This is a genomic window from Luteococcus sp. H91 (assembly GCF_038433135.1).
Lineage (GTDB): Bacteria > Actinomycetota > Actinomycetes > Propionibacteriales > Propionibacteriaceae > Luteococcus.
Genome location: NZ_JBCDMV010000001.1, coordinates 56,239 through 70,252 on the forward strand (window position 1 = coordinate 56,239; position 14,014 = coordinate 70,252).

Genomic DNA, 14,014 nt, shown 5'->3' on the forward strand with positions numbered 1-14,014 from the left:
GGCCTGGACATCTGTCCTTGTCACCGGGCGGCGACGGTGTCCGACCCTAGGTTCCTGAGAGTCTCTTATCAAATTTTGAGTCGGGTCGGAACCCGACTGATCCCCTGCGGCGTCTCCCCTGGCGTTTGATGAACGGTTGGCAAAGTCCTTGTGGGCCAAGGGATTGACCACGGCCCCAATTTGCTCTGTGAAATATGTCTCAATTTCGGCTGGTCAGTCCATGTGGGCGTATCGGCGCTTCCCTGCGGACGACGTGGGGGGACCCCGATGAAAACAGGTGTCCCCCAGGGGGTGGAAATTTCTGTTTGGTTTCGGTTCCCGCTGCACGAAGACCGCCACCGTGCGGGGCGGCACCGTGAAGCTGCCGCTGGCCGCGTCGTAGCTGGACTTCTTCACCACCGGGTCGGAACCCTTGGCCTGCACCGGGCTGAGCGTGAAGGTGCTGCCCTTGAGGCCCTCGACCGGCTGCTGCTGGGTGTTCGGGGTGGTGTTGTAGACCACCACCAGGCCCTTCAGCGCCGGATCGGCATCGGTGCCAACGGTGTCGTCGATCCGCTGCACCAGCACACCCTGACGCATGGCCTTGGTGCCGGAGACTGGGTAGCTGACCTTCGCCTTGATCTGCTCCGCCGAGCCCAGCCGGAAGAGCTTGGTGGAGAAGCGCAGCTTCAGCAGGTCGGTGGCCTGGGCGGAGGCCCGCTGCACCTGCTCCTGCGACGGCTTGTTCTTGCCGTCGGCCAGCAGCGGCTGCATGAAGCCGTACTTGGCGGCATTGTCCGCCTCGGGCGGCAGGCCCCTGCCGAAGCCGTTGTCCGCACCCGTCCAGTCGAGCGTGTTGAACCAGTCGCCCGAATTGTAGGAGTTGCGATCCAGCGACTTGCTACGCAACAGATCGGCCCCGGCATGCCAGAAGGACGGCGTCTGTGCCAGTGCGGTGGTGGCCAGGCTGACGGTGTTCATCCGCACCCGGTCATCCATCGACGTCGTCGTCGGCAGCTTCATGGTCAGCGAGTCCCAGAGGGTCTCGTTGTCATGGGCATCCACATAACTGATCACCTCCGACGGCTGGCTGGCATACCCGGCCGGCGCACCGTTGTAGTCGATCTGCGCGCCCGTGCGCACCACCCCGGCCATCGTCTTGAAGGAATAGTCCTTCAGGTTGCCGGCCAGACCCAGCTGCACCAGATCGATGTCGTGGTCCAGGCTCTTGGCCGCGTCCGCATTGATCGGCGCCCCATTCGGGTCGGTCGCCTCACCGGAGCCGAAACCCTGCTTGCGGGGGTCGTCATCGAAGGGTCCGCCGCCGCGCACGGCGTCGCGCAGCCGGTCTGAGAAGGTGCCGATCCCGGTGCCGTCCAGCTGTCCCTGGGTGGCCTGGGTGAACAGCGCGTTGTCGGCCACCTCGCCGAAATTCCAGCCCTCGCCGTAGAGGTAGATGGCCTTGCCGTCGACGCCGTCCTTGCGCAGGGTCAGCTTGTCCAGCGCCGCCCTGACCTGCTTCATGTTCTGCACCGAATGGTGGCCCATCAGGTCATAGCGGAAGCCGTCCACCTTGTAGGCCTTGGCCCACAGCACCGTGGAATCCACCATCAGCTTGCCCATCATGGCGTGTTCGGTGGCGGTGTTCTGGCAGCAGGTGGAGGTGTAGACCCCACCCTTGGCGTCCAGCCGCTGGTAGTAGCCCGGAACCACCTTGTCCAGCACCGACCTCGGATCCTGACCGGAGGCCGGGGTGTGGTTGTAGACCTGATCCAGCACCACCCGCAGCCCGCTGGCGTGCAGCGCACCCACCATGGTGCGGAACTCGGCGACGCGGTTGCCGCCGTCGGCCGCGCTGTTGCTGGAGGCGAAGCTGCCCTCCGGCGCCAGATAGTGCAGCGGGTCATAGCCCCAGTTGTAGCCGTCGGCATCTGCGATCTTCTTGATGCAGGCCTGCTGCTCCTTGGAATCCGGCGGGAAGGAGGCCAGGTCACACGGCGGAGTGGCCTGCTTGGCCTTGTCCTCCTCGATCGTCGCGATGTCGAAGGTGGGCAGCAGGTGCACGGTGTTCAGGCCGGCCTTGGCCAGCTTGCGCAGGTGCTTGGTGCCATTGCCCTCGACGGCAAAGGCCTTGTACGAGCCCCGATCACTGGCCGGAACCGACTGGTCGTTGATGGAGAAGTCACGCACATGCAACTCGTAGATGGTGGAGTCCACGCTGCTCGCCAGCTTCGGCGATGCGGCTGTGCGCCACTGCTGCGGCTTCCACTTCGAGCTGTTCAGGTCCACGGCCACCGAGCGGGTGGAGTTGAGCGTCAGGGCGACGGAGTATGGGTCGGTGACCAGATTGGTCACCACCTTCTGTTCGCTCGGCACGAAGACCTTCACCTCATACAGGTAGCGGGCATTCTCCAGCCGTCGCCCGGTCCGTGCCTGCCAGCTACCCGAGGAGTCCTTGCGCATCCTGGTGCGCTTGGCCTTCGACGCGTCCTGGTCGGCCGATCCGGCGGGCCAGGTCAACAGCGTCACCTGCTGTGCGGTCGGCGCCCAGAGACGGAAGGTGATCCCACCACCGCCGAAGACCGCGCCGAACTGCTGGCGGGCGGCGCGCTTGGCGTACAGGTTGTCCAACACCAGCGGCGTCTGCACCCCGGTGGCATCCAGCAGCGAGCCCAGGTCATCGTACAACGCGACGGCGACCTGGCCGGTGAGGATCTCGGGCACCTTCTTGGCGGCGGCCTTGGACAGATCCAGCGCCAGGTAACCCTTCAGCTCGGGGTGGGCCTTCACGGTTGCCGCATCCAGCCCCGACGGGTTGTAGACCAGATCGGCCTGCTGGGCATCGTCGCTGGTCAGGGTCTCGGCGTCCACCTTCAGGCCGCCATCTCGGGACCAGTGCAGGCGCCAGTTCAGCGACGCCGGGTCGGCGCCCGCCGGCACGGCGGAAGCGGGCCAGGCGATCGTGTCCCGATCCACCCAGATCGCCTTCTGCGCCTTGAGATCGGGCGCGGCCCCGGCCTTGGATGCGGTCACCGTCGTCTTGTGGGTGGCCACGTCGTAGCTGATGGTCATCACGGTGCCGTCGGCGGGGACGGCCATGGTGATGTTGCTGCCGCCCTTCGTGCCGCCGTCGCCATAGTCTTCGCCCCAGGCCAGGCCGTGGGCGATCTTGAACTCGTAGTTGCCGGCCGGGATGGCCGCCGAGCTCCAGGTGTAGGTGCCGTCACCGTCGGCGTCGGTCAGCCACGGCAGCATGCAGTTCGGTGACCAGTCGGCGGCGCAGCCCAGCTTGGCCTGGAAGGAGCCGGGTGCGGTGATGATCGGGCCCTGGGCGTCGCTGGTGGCGTAGTGCCGGGCATGGTCGTAGTAGAAGGTCACCTTGCCGGGGTTGCGGTAACCGATGTCGCCGCCGGCGGGCGCACCGCCAGCACCGTAGTTCTCGTCCCAGGACTTGTTGATGGCGGCCTTGTAGGCGTACTCACCGGCGGACAGGGTGTGGCTGCCCTTCCAGATCTGGTCCTTGGCGTCCAGGCTCAGTTGCGCCTGGTCACAGCCGGGCTGCCAGTCGTCGGAGCAGCCCATCTCCGAGTTGTGGCTGCCGGGCACGGAGACTGCGTCGGGCTGGGTGACCGGGCCGACATTGCCGGTGCCGCCGGTGCTGGCCGGCCTCGGGGTGCCCACCTGGGCATAGGTGCTGGTGGCGTTCACATTGCCCGAGGAATCCTTGACGATCGCCCGGTACTCCACCAGCTGGCCCTTGGGCAGCGACGAGGTGTCCGCGAAGACCCGGTAGGGCGCATTGTCGTCCGTGCCGAGCGGGGTGAACTTCTCGCTGCCCACCGGACGCCAGGCAAAGCTGACCTGGGCGAAGGTGTTCTCCGGCACCGACGCGCTGATCTCGGTGCGGCCATTGCCGATCACGGCCCCCGCGGTGGGTGCCTTGAACTGCACGGCGGGGGCGGCGCTGCGGTCGCGCAGCTTGCCCCGGGCCTTCCACACGCTGACCGACAGCGCGGGAACCTTCACGCTGACCCGGCTGTCCTTCCCGGCCGTCAGGGTGGTGGAGCTGCCGTGGATCGGTGCGAAGCGGCCACGCGGCAGGTAGGTCTGGAAACTGGCCGAGGCGGGCTTGCTGTCATTGTTGACGGCGACGATGTACTCGGTGCCGGTGGCCTTGTCGATCCGGCTGAAGGCATAGATGCCAGCGCCGGAGGTGGCATAGCGGTGGATCTGGGCGCCGTCGGTCAGACCCGGGTTGGTCTGACGCAGCTTGGCCAGCGTGGCAATCTGCCGGTACAGCGGGGTGCTGGTGGAGAAGTGCTCCCCGGTGCCCATGGTGCCGCCGCCGATCAGCTTCTCGGCCTGGTACTGGGCGGTCCTGCTGGCGAACATGTCCTGCCGGGAATCCTTGTCCCCGCCGGCACCGATGAAGCCCTGCTCGTCGCCGTAGTAGGTGATCGGATTGCCGCGGGTCAGGTACATCAGTGAATTGGCCAGCTGGGTGCGCTTGAGCAGTTCGTCGCCGCTGTAGCCCGCCTTGGCGAGCATCATGCCGACCCGGCCCATGTCGTGATTGCCCAGGAAGGTGGGCAGTTGGTACGCATTCGAGTCGGTGTCGGTGTACCAGTCGTCGCTGGCGAAGAAGTCACGCAGGCCCGTGGTCGCCTTGCCCTGGACGGCGTTGACGGCCGCGCCCTGGAAACCGAAGTCCAGGGTGGCGGGCAGCTTTCCGGCGGTGGTGTAGGTGCTCTGAACCTTCGGATCGGAGTCGTAGACCTCACCGAACATGAAGAAGTCCTTGGTGCCCGCATCCTTGGCCGCCTGGGTGACGGCCGGGCTGAACTCGCTCCAGAAGGGCGTGTTCACGTGCTTGACGGTGTCGATCCGGAAGCCGTCAATGCCGAAGTCCGCCCACGTCTTGTAGATGTCGGTCATGCCCTTGATCACCTCCGGCCGCTCGGTGAACAGGTCGTCCAGACCGGAGAAGTCGCCGTGGGTGCTGGACTCACCGGCATAGGTGGAGTCGCCGCGGTTGTGGTACATCGTCGGGTCGTTGAGCCAGGCCGGCACCTTGAGGTTCTTGTCCGCGTCGGCGATCACCGGGGTGTAGGGGAAGCTCGTCGCCGCGTCCAGCGTCGGGAAGTCCGCTTTGCCCGCGTAGGCAGTGTCGTCGAAGGCCTTGCCGGAGGCGTCCTTGTACGGCACGTCCTGTTTGCTGATGTAGTCGTACTTGTTCTGCGCATTGCTGATCACGTCGGCGGTGTGGTTGGTGATGATGTCGAAGTAGACCTTCATCCCCTTGGCATGCGCCCGGTCAACCAGCTGCTTCATGTCCGCATTGCTGCCCAGATGCGGATCGATCTGGGTGAAGTCCGTGATCCAGTAGCCGTGGTAGCCGGCCGACGCGTTCTCCCCGCTGCCCTGCACGGGGCGATTCTTGAACGACGGGGTGAGCCAGATGGCGGTGGTTCCCAGACCCTTGATGTAGTCCAGCTTGCTGATCACGCCCTTGAGATCGCCGCCGTGGTAGAAACCCTTGTCGGCAGGGTCAAAGCCGTGCTGCAACCGGCCGCCGGAGATGCCGCCGGTGTCATTGCTCTTGTCGCCGTTGGCAAAACGGTCCGCCATCAGGAAGTAGAAGTTCTCCTTGGTGACGGCCTCGCGCAGCGAATCGGTGGCCAACGCCTTGTCCGCGTCGCTCACACCACCGGCCAGCGTGGTGGGCGTCAGCCCGATCTGGTGGGTTTCGTCGTCATAGCTGAGCTTCACCTCGGCAGGCCCGGCCAGCACCAGCTTCGCATTGCCGTCGCCCTCGCCATAGGCCTCGTCCCATGAGCCGTTGACCGCCACCTTGTACTCCCAGCTGCCCGCGGGCAGGGTGAAGGTCCTGCTGAAGACGGTGCTGTTGGCCTCCTTGCTCAACTGGGTGTTCTCGCAGGCCAGCTGCCAGTCCGACGAGCAGCCCAACTCGTCCTGCAAGCTGCCCACCAGCGTGGCGGTGCGCTCCGCCGCCACGGCCCGGGGAGGTTGCGTCCCCAGGCCAAAGGTCAACGCCAGGGCCGAGGCAAGCACTGCACTCGTCCGGCGCCAAAGAGTGTGAACCACGGTGTTCTCCTGTGCTCGGTGCGCGGAGTGGGGTGCCGCGCGCAGCCCCGAGGCACCGCTGCCCCGAGGTGGTCAACACGCTAACCCGAGCCTCTGACAAATTTGAAGAGGGGTTCGACGCAATGTTTGCTGGGCTGCCGATGGCCTTGGTCCCCGAAGGCGACCGGCCTCACAACCCTTCGGTCTGCGGCTACCCGCGGGTGAAGGGCTTCAGATCCACCGTCGGATCCTCCAGCACCTCGCGTGGCACGATCAGACCGCGGTCGATGATCCGGCGGGCCGCCCGGATCACCTTGGGCACGTTGATGCCCGCCGCCCCGATCATCCTTCCCCGCTCGTCCAGCTGGAAGGTGGTCACCGGCAGCCCGTCGACCACCCGGGTCACCGGCGTGCCGTTGACCAGGTCACCGACCGCCTCGACGTGCACACCGTAACGATCCGACCACATCCAGCCAGCGCCGTGCTCCCAAAGCGGCTGGCCGCAGATCGCGGCGGCGGCGCTCTGGCCGGAGCGCATCGCCGACTCCCAGTGCTCGTGCCGCCGGGCCAAGGTGCCGTCGGGCAAGCGGTGGCGGGCCGCATCGCCCACCGCGTAGACATTCCCGACGCCGGTGTGCTGGGCCTCGTCCACCAGAACCCCGTTGTCCACGGCGAGCCCGGCAGCCTCGGCCAGCTCGGTGTTGGGCACCAGTCCGACAGCCACCAGCACCGCGTCGGCCTCCAGAGTGGTGCCGTCGGCCAGCGTGAGCCGGTAGCCTCCCGGCAGGCTCGGGGATCGTGCGGGATCGCTCGTGGAATTCGCGCCGAGTTCTTGGATGCTCTCGGTGGCGGCGCAGCAGACCCGCACCCCGTGCTCGGCGTGCATGCCGTGCAGCCGCCCGGCCAGTTCGGTGCCCACCACAGGCGCCAGGGGGACGGGGACCGGATCCACCAGGGTGACCTCCGCGCCGGCCTCGGCAGCGGTGGCGGCCACCTCCGCGCCGATCAGCCCGGCGCCGATGATCGCCAGCCGCACCCCGGGGCGCAGCAGTGCCTTCAGCCGGTCCGCGTCGGCAATGGTGCGCAGTTGCAGGATCCCCGGCAGGTCGCCGCCGGGGATCGGCAGGGTACGCGCCCGGCCGCCCTGGGCGAGCACCATCACATCGGCCTCGAGGGTCTCCCCGGAGGCCAGCTCAACCCGGCCGCGGTCAGGCACGATGCGCTCCACCCGATCGGTGTGCAGATCGATCCGCTGCTCCTCGAACCAGGGCTCCGGGTGGAAGGGCAGCTTCTCCTGCGGCATCTCGCCGGTCAGGTACTCCTTGCTCAGCGGCGGTCGGTCATGGGGCAGGCCGAGCGGGTCGACGACGCTGATCCGGGCCTCGGCATCCAGGCGTCGCACCTCCTGGGCGGTGGTGAACCCGGCCAGGCCACCACCGACGATGACGACGTGCCTCACAGGGCCGCGTCCTCGACCGGCTCGTCGGGGCACAGCCAGATGCCGCCGTCGCGGACTTCGACGCGATGCGTGGCCACCGGGACGCTGGCCGGCAGGCACAGGGCGGCGCCAGTGCTCAGCGAGAAGCGTGCCCCGTGCAGCGGGCACTCCACCTCCCCGGCTTCCACCCAGCCGTCGGCCAGCGACGCCTGCCCGTGCGTGCACAGGTTGGTCAGGGCCCAGTAGCGGCCCTCGGAGTGGAAGACGGCGATGTCGTCGGTGGTTCCCGCGGTGGCGGCGTTGACGACGATCGCCTCGTCCTCGGCCAGCTGTCCCTCGCTGGCCACCCGGATGGCTCCTGGCATGTTCGTTTCCTCTCATCGGTCCTGCCACCAGACAACCGCGTGTCTGGCGGCCGATCAAGGCGTTGTGACGGTTGCCTCGCTCCATCCGTGGTGCAGTGCCTCGAGCTGTGCGCGGATCTGCTGCCGTCGCAGCGGTTCCCGCGTCGAGCTCGAGACCAACCTGGCGTCGAGCCATTCGTCGTGGCATGCCTTCGCGGCCGCCGGGAGGTCCTGAGCGATGTCGCGACCTGTCAGATGGGCACCCACCAGGTCTGGATCTCCCTCGAACCTTTCCAGCAATTCTCCATCCTCGAAGCAACGATCCGCAAAGACGCCCTGGCTCACGCAGTCCAGTAGAAGCCCCAGATCCGTTGCATCCTTGTCCACCTCGCTGCGTCGCATGCGCCATGCGACGGTCTTGAGCACGATCATGGCCTGCAGGGTGGGAAGTCGCAGCCAGGGGTGCTCTTGGTCAAGTGGCGTGGCGGTGGTGAAGGCCTCGGCTATCCCAGTGGTGTCCATCAGCACTCCGGGCGTGATCTCCGTGATGATGACGGGCCGATCCTTGCGGAAGGGGATCAGGTCCACCGCAAACTTGCGGATGCTGAAGCTCATGCCGCTGTCAGACAAGGGCGTGAGCGACTTGGTGCGTTCCCGGAACTCCTCGTTGGAGGGAACGGCAACGGCGAAGTCGATGTCCGTCGTACGGCGTCCCAGCTGGAGGCCGGCCAGGTTGTGGATGACGTGGTCGCGCGCATGGGCGCCCATGAGGAGGCAGTCCTCCCATCGTTGGCTGGCGAGAGCCTCGAGGACTGCCTCCGGCAAAGGGTTTGGCCGTGTCATCGGCGACTCTCGTGCAAGCGGCCCCGAAGACTGCGACCAGCCTCTTGGAGGCGAGGGTCATGGGAAGCCAGGAGCTCCGCGCAGGTGAGCAGGGGCGGTGCCGTCGGCCCCAGGTGGAGCACTTCCTCATCCCAGAACCGCTTGCGCAGGATGACGTCGCCATTCGGAGTGGGGCGAAGCCGTCCTTCCTGGAGGATCGACGTCCACGGCTGGGGGGCATACAGCGTGATGCTCTCCGGGTTGTGGATGGTCGGTTCAACAGCTTCTCCGGCGAGGGTGGCAGCGCTCGGATGGCTCTCGTGCCAGGAGAGCAGTGCGTCACGCTGGGGAGTCGTGGCTGTTCGGGACCTGAGTGTCGGCAACAGCCGGTCCTGGAAGCCCGCCAGCCATCGATCGACCAGTTCGTCGACGCGCTTGAGTCCATGCCTGTCGCGTGGCGTGCCATCGAGGTGGCCAAGGTAGTCCAGCGTCTTCAAGGCCGTGGAGACCGCTCCCAGGGAAATGTCAGCAGCTCGCGCCAGGTCTCGTGTGGTGGCCGTGATGATGGCGGGGGCGACCAGGGCAACGAAGACGAGTCGCGTGGTGCCGGGGGTGAATCCCGCGGCGTGCCTCGACCCCTGCCAATCGGCGGGCTTCCGCCCGTCCACCAACAGGCGATAACCGTCCGCTTCAATCCATCCATTGCCTGCCGCATCAAGGTAGTACTGGCCTGCCGCACGGTATCGCTCGGCCTGCGCGGGGTTGATGTAGGGCTGGATGATGATGTCGGCGCGGCGCGGGGCGTGCAGGGCGTCGTATCGTGCGGAGGTCTTGACCTCGACGTCGAGGCTCGTCTCACCGGTGCGCGTGGGGATGCTGATCCGCGCGTCGGGACGCCGGCCCGTCTCGTTGTCGAGCGCTTGGCGATGGAACAACCGCAGACCGTGTTCATCGGCGTGTTGCTCCACGACATCGAGCAGGTCCTGCTCGATGTTCATCATCTTCATGTGTTCATGTTACGTGAACAACCAAGAAAAATGAACACGTGGATCAGCGGGGTTGGCGCAGGTACTCCACCTCGGGACGGCCGGCGTGGCCGTAGCGCTCCCGGCGTTCCGCCAGACCGGTGCCGGCCAGATGTTCCAGGTAGCGACGGGCGGTGACCCGGGACGTGCCCAGGGCGGCGGCCACCTCCGTGGCCGACAGGGCCTCGTCGCTGCCGCCCAGCAGGGTGCTGACCGCCTGCAGGGTCTGCGGGGAGATTCCCTTTGGCAGGCTCGACGCCCCGGCCGAGGCCCGCAGGTCGAAGAGCTGGTCCACCTCGGCCTGCGCCACCCGCTCCGGCGACGCCTGCCCCGTTCGCCCCAACTGGCCGTGGTAGGCACGGTAGTTCGCCAGCTTCGCCCGGAAGAGGTCAAAGGTGAAGGGCTTGATCAGGTAGTGGGTGATGCCCAGTGCCAGCGAGCGTCGCACCACCTCCACCTCCCGCACCGAGGTGACCGCGATCACGTCGCACAGCTGCCCCGACGCCCGCAGCCGGTGCAGCAGCTCCAGCCCATGCCCGTCGGGCAGTCGCATGTCCAGCAGCACCAGATCCGGCTGTTCCCGAGCGATCACCCGCACCGCCTGGGCACAGGACGGCGCATTGCCCACCACTTCGAAACCTTCCAGCCGCTCCAGATAGGCGGCATGCGCCCGGGCGGCGATCGGCTCGTCCTCCACCACGACCACCCGGATCATGCGGCCTTCTCCCCACTGCCCCGGGCATCGATCTCGACGCTGAACAGGGCCCCGCCCAGCTCGGAGGTGCCGCAGCGGATGCTGCCGCCGTGCCGGTGCACCACCTGCGCCACCAGCGCCAAACCCAGGCCATGCCCCTGGTCGTCCGCCTTGGAGGACCAACCCCGGGTGAAGATCGTCTCCCGTAGATCGTCCGGCACGCCCGGCCCCGAATCCTCCAGCTCGAAGACGAAGGAGTCCAAGGTGGTCTGGATGAAGACCTCCACCCGTCGCGTCGGGCAACCGCGGGTGGCCTCGAAGGCGTTGTCCAGCAGGTTTCCGACCACCGTGACGGCCTCGCCGGGCGAGATCGGCATCCCCGCCAGATGGCTCTCCTCATCCAGCACCAGCTCGATCCCGGCCTCACGTGCCTGCGCCAGCTTGCCCAACAGCAGGGCCTCGAAGATCGGCTCGCGATGTCCGCCGGCGATCCGGTCGGTGATGGCCTGCCGGTCGGCCAGCTCCTCGGTGGCGAACTGGGCCGCCTGGTCGCTCTCACCCATCTCGATCAGGGAGACGACGGTGTGAAGCCGGTTGGCCGCCTCATGGTTCTGGGCGCGCAGGGTCTCGGTCAGGCCACGCACCGTGGCCAGCTCGCCGGTGATCGCCTGCAGCTCGGTGTGGTCGCGGAAGGTCACCACCGATCCGGTGCGCTGCCCGTCGAAGGAGGCTGGCTGCTGGTTCACCACCAGGATCCGCTCACCCACCTGGAGAACCTGGTCCGGTGTCATCGCGTCGCAGATCAGGGGAGTGACCAGGGGGGCGGGCAGACCCAGCGCGCCGATCCCGCTGCCGGTCGGGTCGGCGTCGAGCCCCAGCAGTCGTTGGCCCTCCTCATTGCACAATTTCACCGTGCCCTCGCGATCCAGCAGCAGCAGACCTTCACGGACAGCGTGCAGCATCGACTCGTGGTACTCATACATCGACGCCAGCTCCGCGGCCCCCAGCCCGTGGGTCTCCTGCCGCAGTCGTCGGCTGACGAAGACCGCGCCGCCCAGCCCGGTGGCCAGCAGGACCGCTCCCAGCGCACTGATGATCCCCAGCTGGGTGGGCAGCGCGTTCTGGATCCGCTCGATGGTGACGCCCGCGGCCACATAGCCGATGATCCGGCCGTCCTGCTTGACCGGCACCACGGCGCGCATCGACGGCCCCAAGGTGCCCGCGTACTGCTGGGTGAAGGGCTCCGACTCGGTTGCCGTGCCCAGGTCTCCCAGGAATGCGCCGCCGACCTTGCTGGGGTCGGGGTGGGTGAACCGGATCCGGTTGGCGTCCATCACCGTGATGAAGTCGATCGAGCTGACCTTCGTCAACTCCGCGGTGTAGCCGCTCAGGGCCGGCGACGGCTTGCCGGACAGCAGCGTCTGTTCGGTCATCGGTTCCAGCGCGACGGCCTGTGCTAGGTGGGTGCAGCGCACCCGTGCCCGGTCCAGCTGGTAGCGGCGCGAATCCAGCGCCAGCATGGCGACCATCATCGCCACCTCCACCAGCAGCAACGCGCCGATCAGCCACAGATAGCGCCTGGCCAGTGATCGTCGTCGCACCCGCCCATTGTTCCCCAGCCGCACCGGATCGGCGTCGCGAACACAAAGAACACAACCGCGACAGCCAATGGCGCAGCCGGTGGGATGGAGCCAGCGGCGTCCACCGAGCGGGCGCCTCCCGCAAGAGGAGTCAGCGACGATGGTGTGGATACAGCTATTGGTGGTGCTGGGCTGCCTGATCATGGGCACCCGCTATGGCGGCATGGGCCTGGGCCTGATCAGCGGTTTCGGCCTGCTGATCCTGGTCTTCGGCTTCCACCTCAAGCCCGGCGACCCGCCGATCGACGTGATGATGACCATCCTGGCGGTGATCGGCTGCGCATCGGTGCTGCAACAGGCCGGCGGCCTGGACGTGATGATGAAGTTTGCGGAGAAGATCCTGCGCAAGCACCCCAACCAGATCACCGTGCTGGCCCCGCTCACCACCTGGTTCCTGACCCTGCTGTGCGGCACCGGCCACGTGGTCTACACCATGTTCCCGATCATTGAGGACATCGCGCTGAAGAAGGGCGTCCGCCCGGAGCGCCCGATGGCCGTCTCCTCGGTGGCCGCCCAGGCGGGCATCACCGCCTCCCCGGTCTCCGTCGCCACCGTCACCCTCGCGTCGTTGCTGGCCGCGCACGCGCAGGAGGCGGGCACCAAGGTCTACTCCATTCCGCAGATCCTGATGGTCTCCATCCCCGCCACCTTCTGCGGCGTGCTGGTGGCCGCGCTGTGGAGCATCAAGCGCGGCAAGGACCTGGACAAGGATCCCGACTTCCAGGCCAAGATCGCCGATCCGACGCAGCGGGACTTCATCTATTCCGGCGGGTCGACCCTGCTGGACACCGTCTTCCCGAAGACCGCCTACTGGGCCACCTGGATCTTCTTCGCCACCATCGCGCTGGTGGTGGTGATGGGCGCCTTCGACGGCACCCGCCCCAGCTTCCCCAATGCCAAGGGTGACCTGAAGCCGCTCAGCATGAACCTGGTGATCCAGATGCTGATGCTGGTGGCCGGTGCGACGATCATGCTGGTCTGCAAGGTGAAGACCACCGACGTGCCCAACACCACCGTCTTCAAGGCGGGCATGGTGGCCATCTTCAGCGTCTTCGGCGTCGCCTGGATGGCGGAGACCTTCTTCGGTGCCCACATCGAGGGCCTGGAGGCCAACCTGACCAGCATGGTGCAGAGCCACGCCTGGACCTACGCGATTGCCCTCTTCCTGGTCTCCAAGCTGGTCAACTCCCAGGGTGCCGCGATCGCCGCGATGGCCCCGATCGGTCTGAAGATCGGCGTGGATCCGGTGACGATGATCGGCTTCGGCGCCGCCGCCTACGGCTATTTCATCCTGCCGACCTACCCGTCGGATCTGGCCTGCATCGGCTTCGACCGCACCGGCACCACCAAGATCGGCAAGTTCGTGATCAACCACTCCTTCATCATTCCCGGCATCATCATCGTCTCGGTGGGCTGCCTGGTGGGTTCGCTGTTGGCCCGGGTTGTGCTGTGAGGCCCTGACACCTCGTTCCCCAAGGACGCTCGGGTTCCTGCGGTCCGCTCGTGTTGCAAAGCACGCGGATCGCGGGAACCCGAGCGTCTTCCATGCCCCGCCGGTTGGTGGCCCGCAGAGCCCGGTGTGGTGGGATGTCCCCATGGGACTGCGTGACCGACTGATCAACAAGATGACCCCCGAGGGGGGCATCAGCGTCGACGAGGCACTGGCGCTGATGGCCAAGGGAAGCGTGCTGTGCGACGTGCGCGGGCTCAACGAGTACGAGGCCGGGCATGTTCCGGGATCCCGACTGGTGGACGTGAAGTTGCTGGGGCAGAGCGTGATGGACGCGGTCTACGACGGCGACCCCTTTGCCGAACCGGACAAGGAGATCATCCTGATCTGCGACACCGGGCTGCGCTCCGGCCACGCCGTCAAGCTGGTGGAGGCCCAGGGTATGAAGGCGGAGTTCGTGCACGGTGGGCTGCTCGCCTGGAAGGAAGCGGGCCAGTTCCTGCTCCCCGGACCGCCTCGCAACAAGCGCTGAGCCGGC

Annotated in this window: 9 protein-coding genes; 2 read left to right on the forward strand and 7 right to left on the reverse strand. The window is 67.0% G+C overall.

The window, feature by feature from the left end:
- Window positions 1-213: 213 nt before the first annotated feature.
- From pulA to AAEX57_RS00265, 7 genes are all read right to left on the reverse strand, one after another.
- A complete protein-coding gene (gene pulA, locus AAEX57_RS00235) occupies window positions 214-6,084 on the reverse strand; it encodes a pullulanase-type alpha-1,6-glucosidase (RefSeq protein ID WP_342097727.1) in 5,871 nt (1,956 codons plus the stop codon).
- A gap of 190 nt (window positions 6,085-6,274) precedes the next feature.
- Window positions 6,275-7,522, reverse strand: a complete 1,248-nt coding sequence (locus AAEX57_RS00240; RefSeq protein WP_342090223.1) for an NAD(P)/FAD-dependent oxidoreductase — start codon at window positions 7,520-7,522, stop codon at window positions 6,275-6,277.
- On the reverse strand, window positions 7,519-7,866 hold the full coding sequence (locus AAEX57_RS00245) for a non-heme iron oxygenase ferredoxin subunit (RefSeq protein ID WP_342090224.1): 348 nt from the start codon (window positions 7,864-7,866) through the stop codon (window positions 7,519-7,521). Before AAEX57_RS00245 ends, AAEX57_RS00240 begins: the two co-directional genes overlap by 4 nt.
- A 54-nt stretch (window positions 7,867-7,920) precedes the next feature.
- Window positions 7,921-8,613, reverse strand: coding sequence for a hypothetical protein (locus AAEX57_RS00250; RefSeq protein WP_342090225.1), 693 nt, complete (start codon window positions 8,611-8,613; stop codon window positions 7,921-7,923).
- 71 nt (window positions 8,614-8,684) lie between these two features.
- Window positions 8,685-9,674 (reverse strand): type IV toxin-antitoxin system AbiEi family antitoxin, encoded by a 990-nt coding sequence (locus AAEX57_RS00255; protein WP_342090226.1) that lies wholly within the window; start codon window positions 9,672-9,674, stop codon window positions 8,685-8,687.
- A 43-nt stretch (window positions 9,675-9,717) separates the two neighbouring features.
- A complete protein-coding gene (locus tag AAEX57_RS00260; protein WP_342090227.1) occupies window positions 9,718-10,407 on the reverse strand; it encodes a response regulator in 690 nt (229 codons plus the stop codon).
- Window positions 10,404-11,987 carry a sensor histidine kinase gene (locus tag AAEX57_RS00265; protein WP_342090228.1) on the reverse strand — a complete coding sequence of 528 codons (1,584 nt, stop codon included), beginning with the start codon at window positions 11,985-11,987 and terminating at the stop codon, window positions 10,404-10,406. Before AAEX57_RS00265 ends, AAEX57_RS00260 begins: the two co-directional genes overlap by 4 nt.
- A gap of 139 nt (window positions 11,988-12,126) precedes the next feature.
- On the opposite strand from AAEX57_RS00265, the gene AAEX57_RS00270 reads away from it, so the two are divergent.
- Window positions 12,127-13,479, forward strand: a complete 1,353-nt coding sequence (locus AAEX57_RS00270; protein ID WP_342090229.1) for an anaerobic C4-dicarboxylate transporter — start codon at window positions 12,127-12,129, stop codon at window positions 13,477-13,479.
- A gap of 142 nt (window positions 13,480-13,621) precedes the next feature.
- Complete coding sequence (locus AAEX57_RS00275) at window positions 13,622-14,008, forward strand: rhodanese-like domain-containing protein (RefSeq protein ID WP_342090230.1); 387 nt, start codon at window positions 13,622-13,624, stop codon at window positions 14,006-14,008.
- Window positions 14,009-14,014 lie beyond the last annotated feature (6 nt).

Bases quoted from the DNA above. Each gene is read 5' to 3' on its own strand.
- AAEX57_RS00245 (WP_342090224.1), bottom strand. From the start codon at position 7,866: ATGCCAGGAGCCATCCGGGTGGCCAGCGAGGGACAGCTGGCCGAGGAC.
- AAEX57_RS00260 (WP_342090227.1), bottom strand. From the start codon at position 10,407: ATGATCCGGGTGGTCGTGGTGGAGGACGAGCCGATCGCCGCCCGGGCG.
- AAEX57_RS00250 (WP_342090225.1), bottom strand. From the start codon at position 8,613: ATGGGCGCCCATGCGCGCGACCACGTCATCCACAACCTGGCCGGCCTC.
- AAEX57_RS00255 (WP_342090226.1), bottom strand. From the start codon at position 9,674: ATGAAGATGATGAACATCGAGCAGGACCTGCTCGATGTCGTGGAGCAA.
- AAEX57_RS00270 (WP_342090229.1), top strand. From the start codon at position 12,127: ATGGTGTGGATACAGCTATTGGTGGTGCTGGGCTGCCTGATCATGGGC.
- AAEX57_RS00275 (WP_342090230.1), top strand. From the start codon at position 13,622: ATGGGACTGCGTGACCGACTGATCAACAAGATGACCCCCGAGGGGGGC.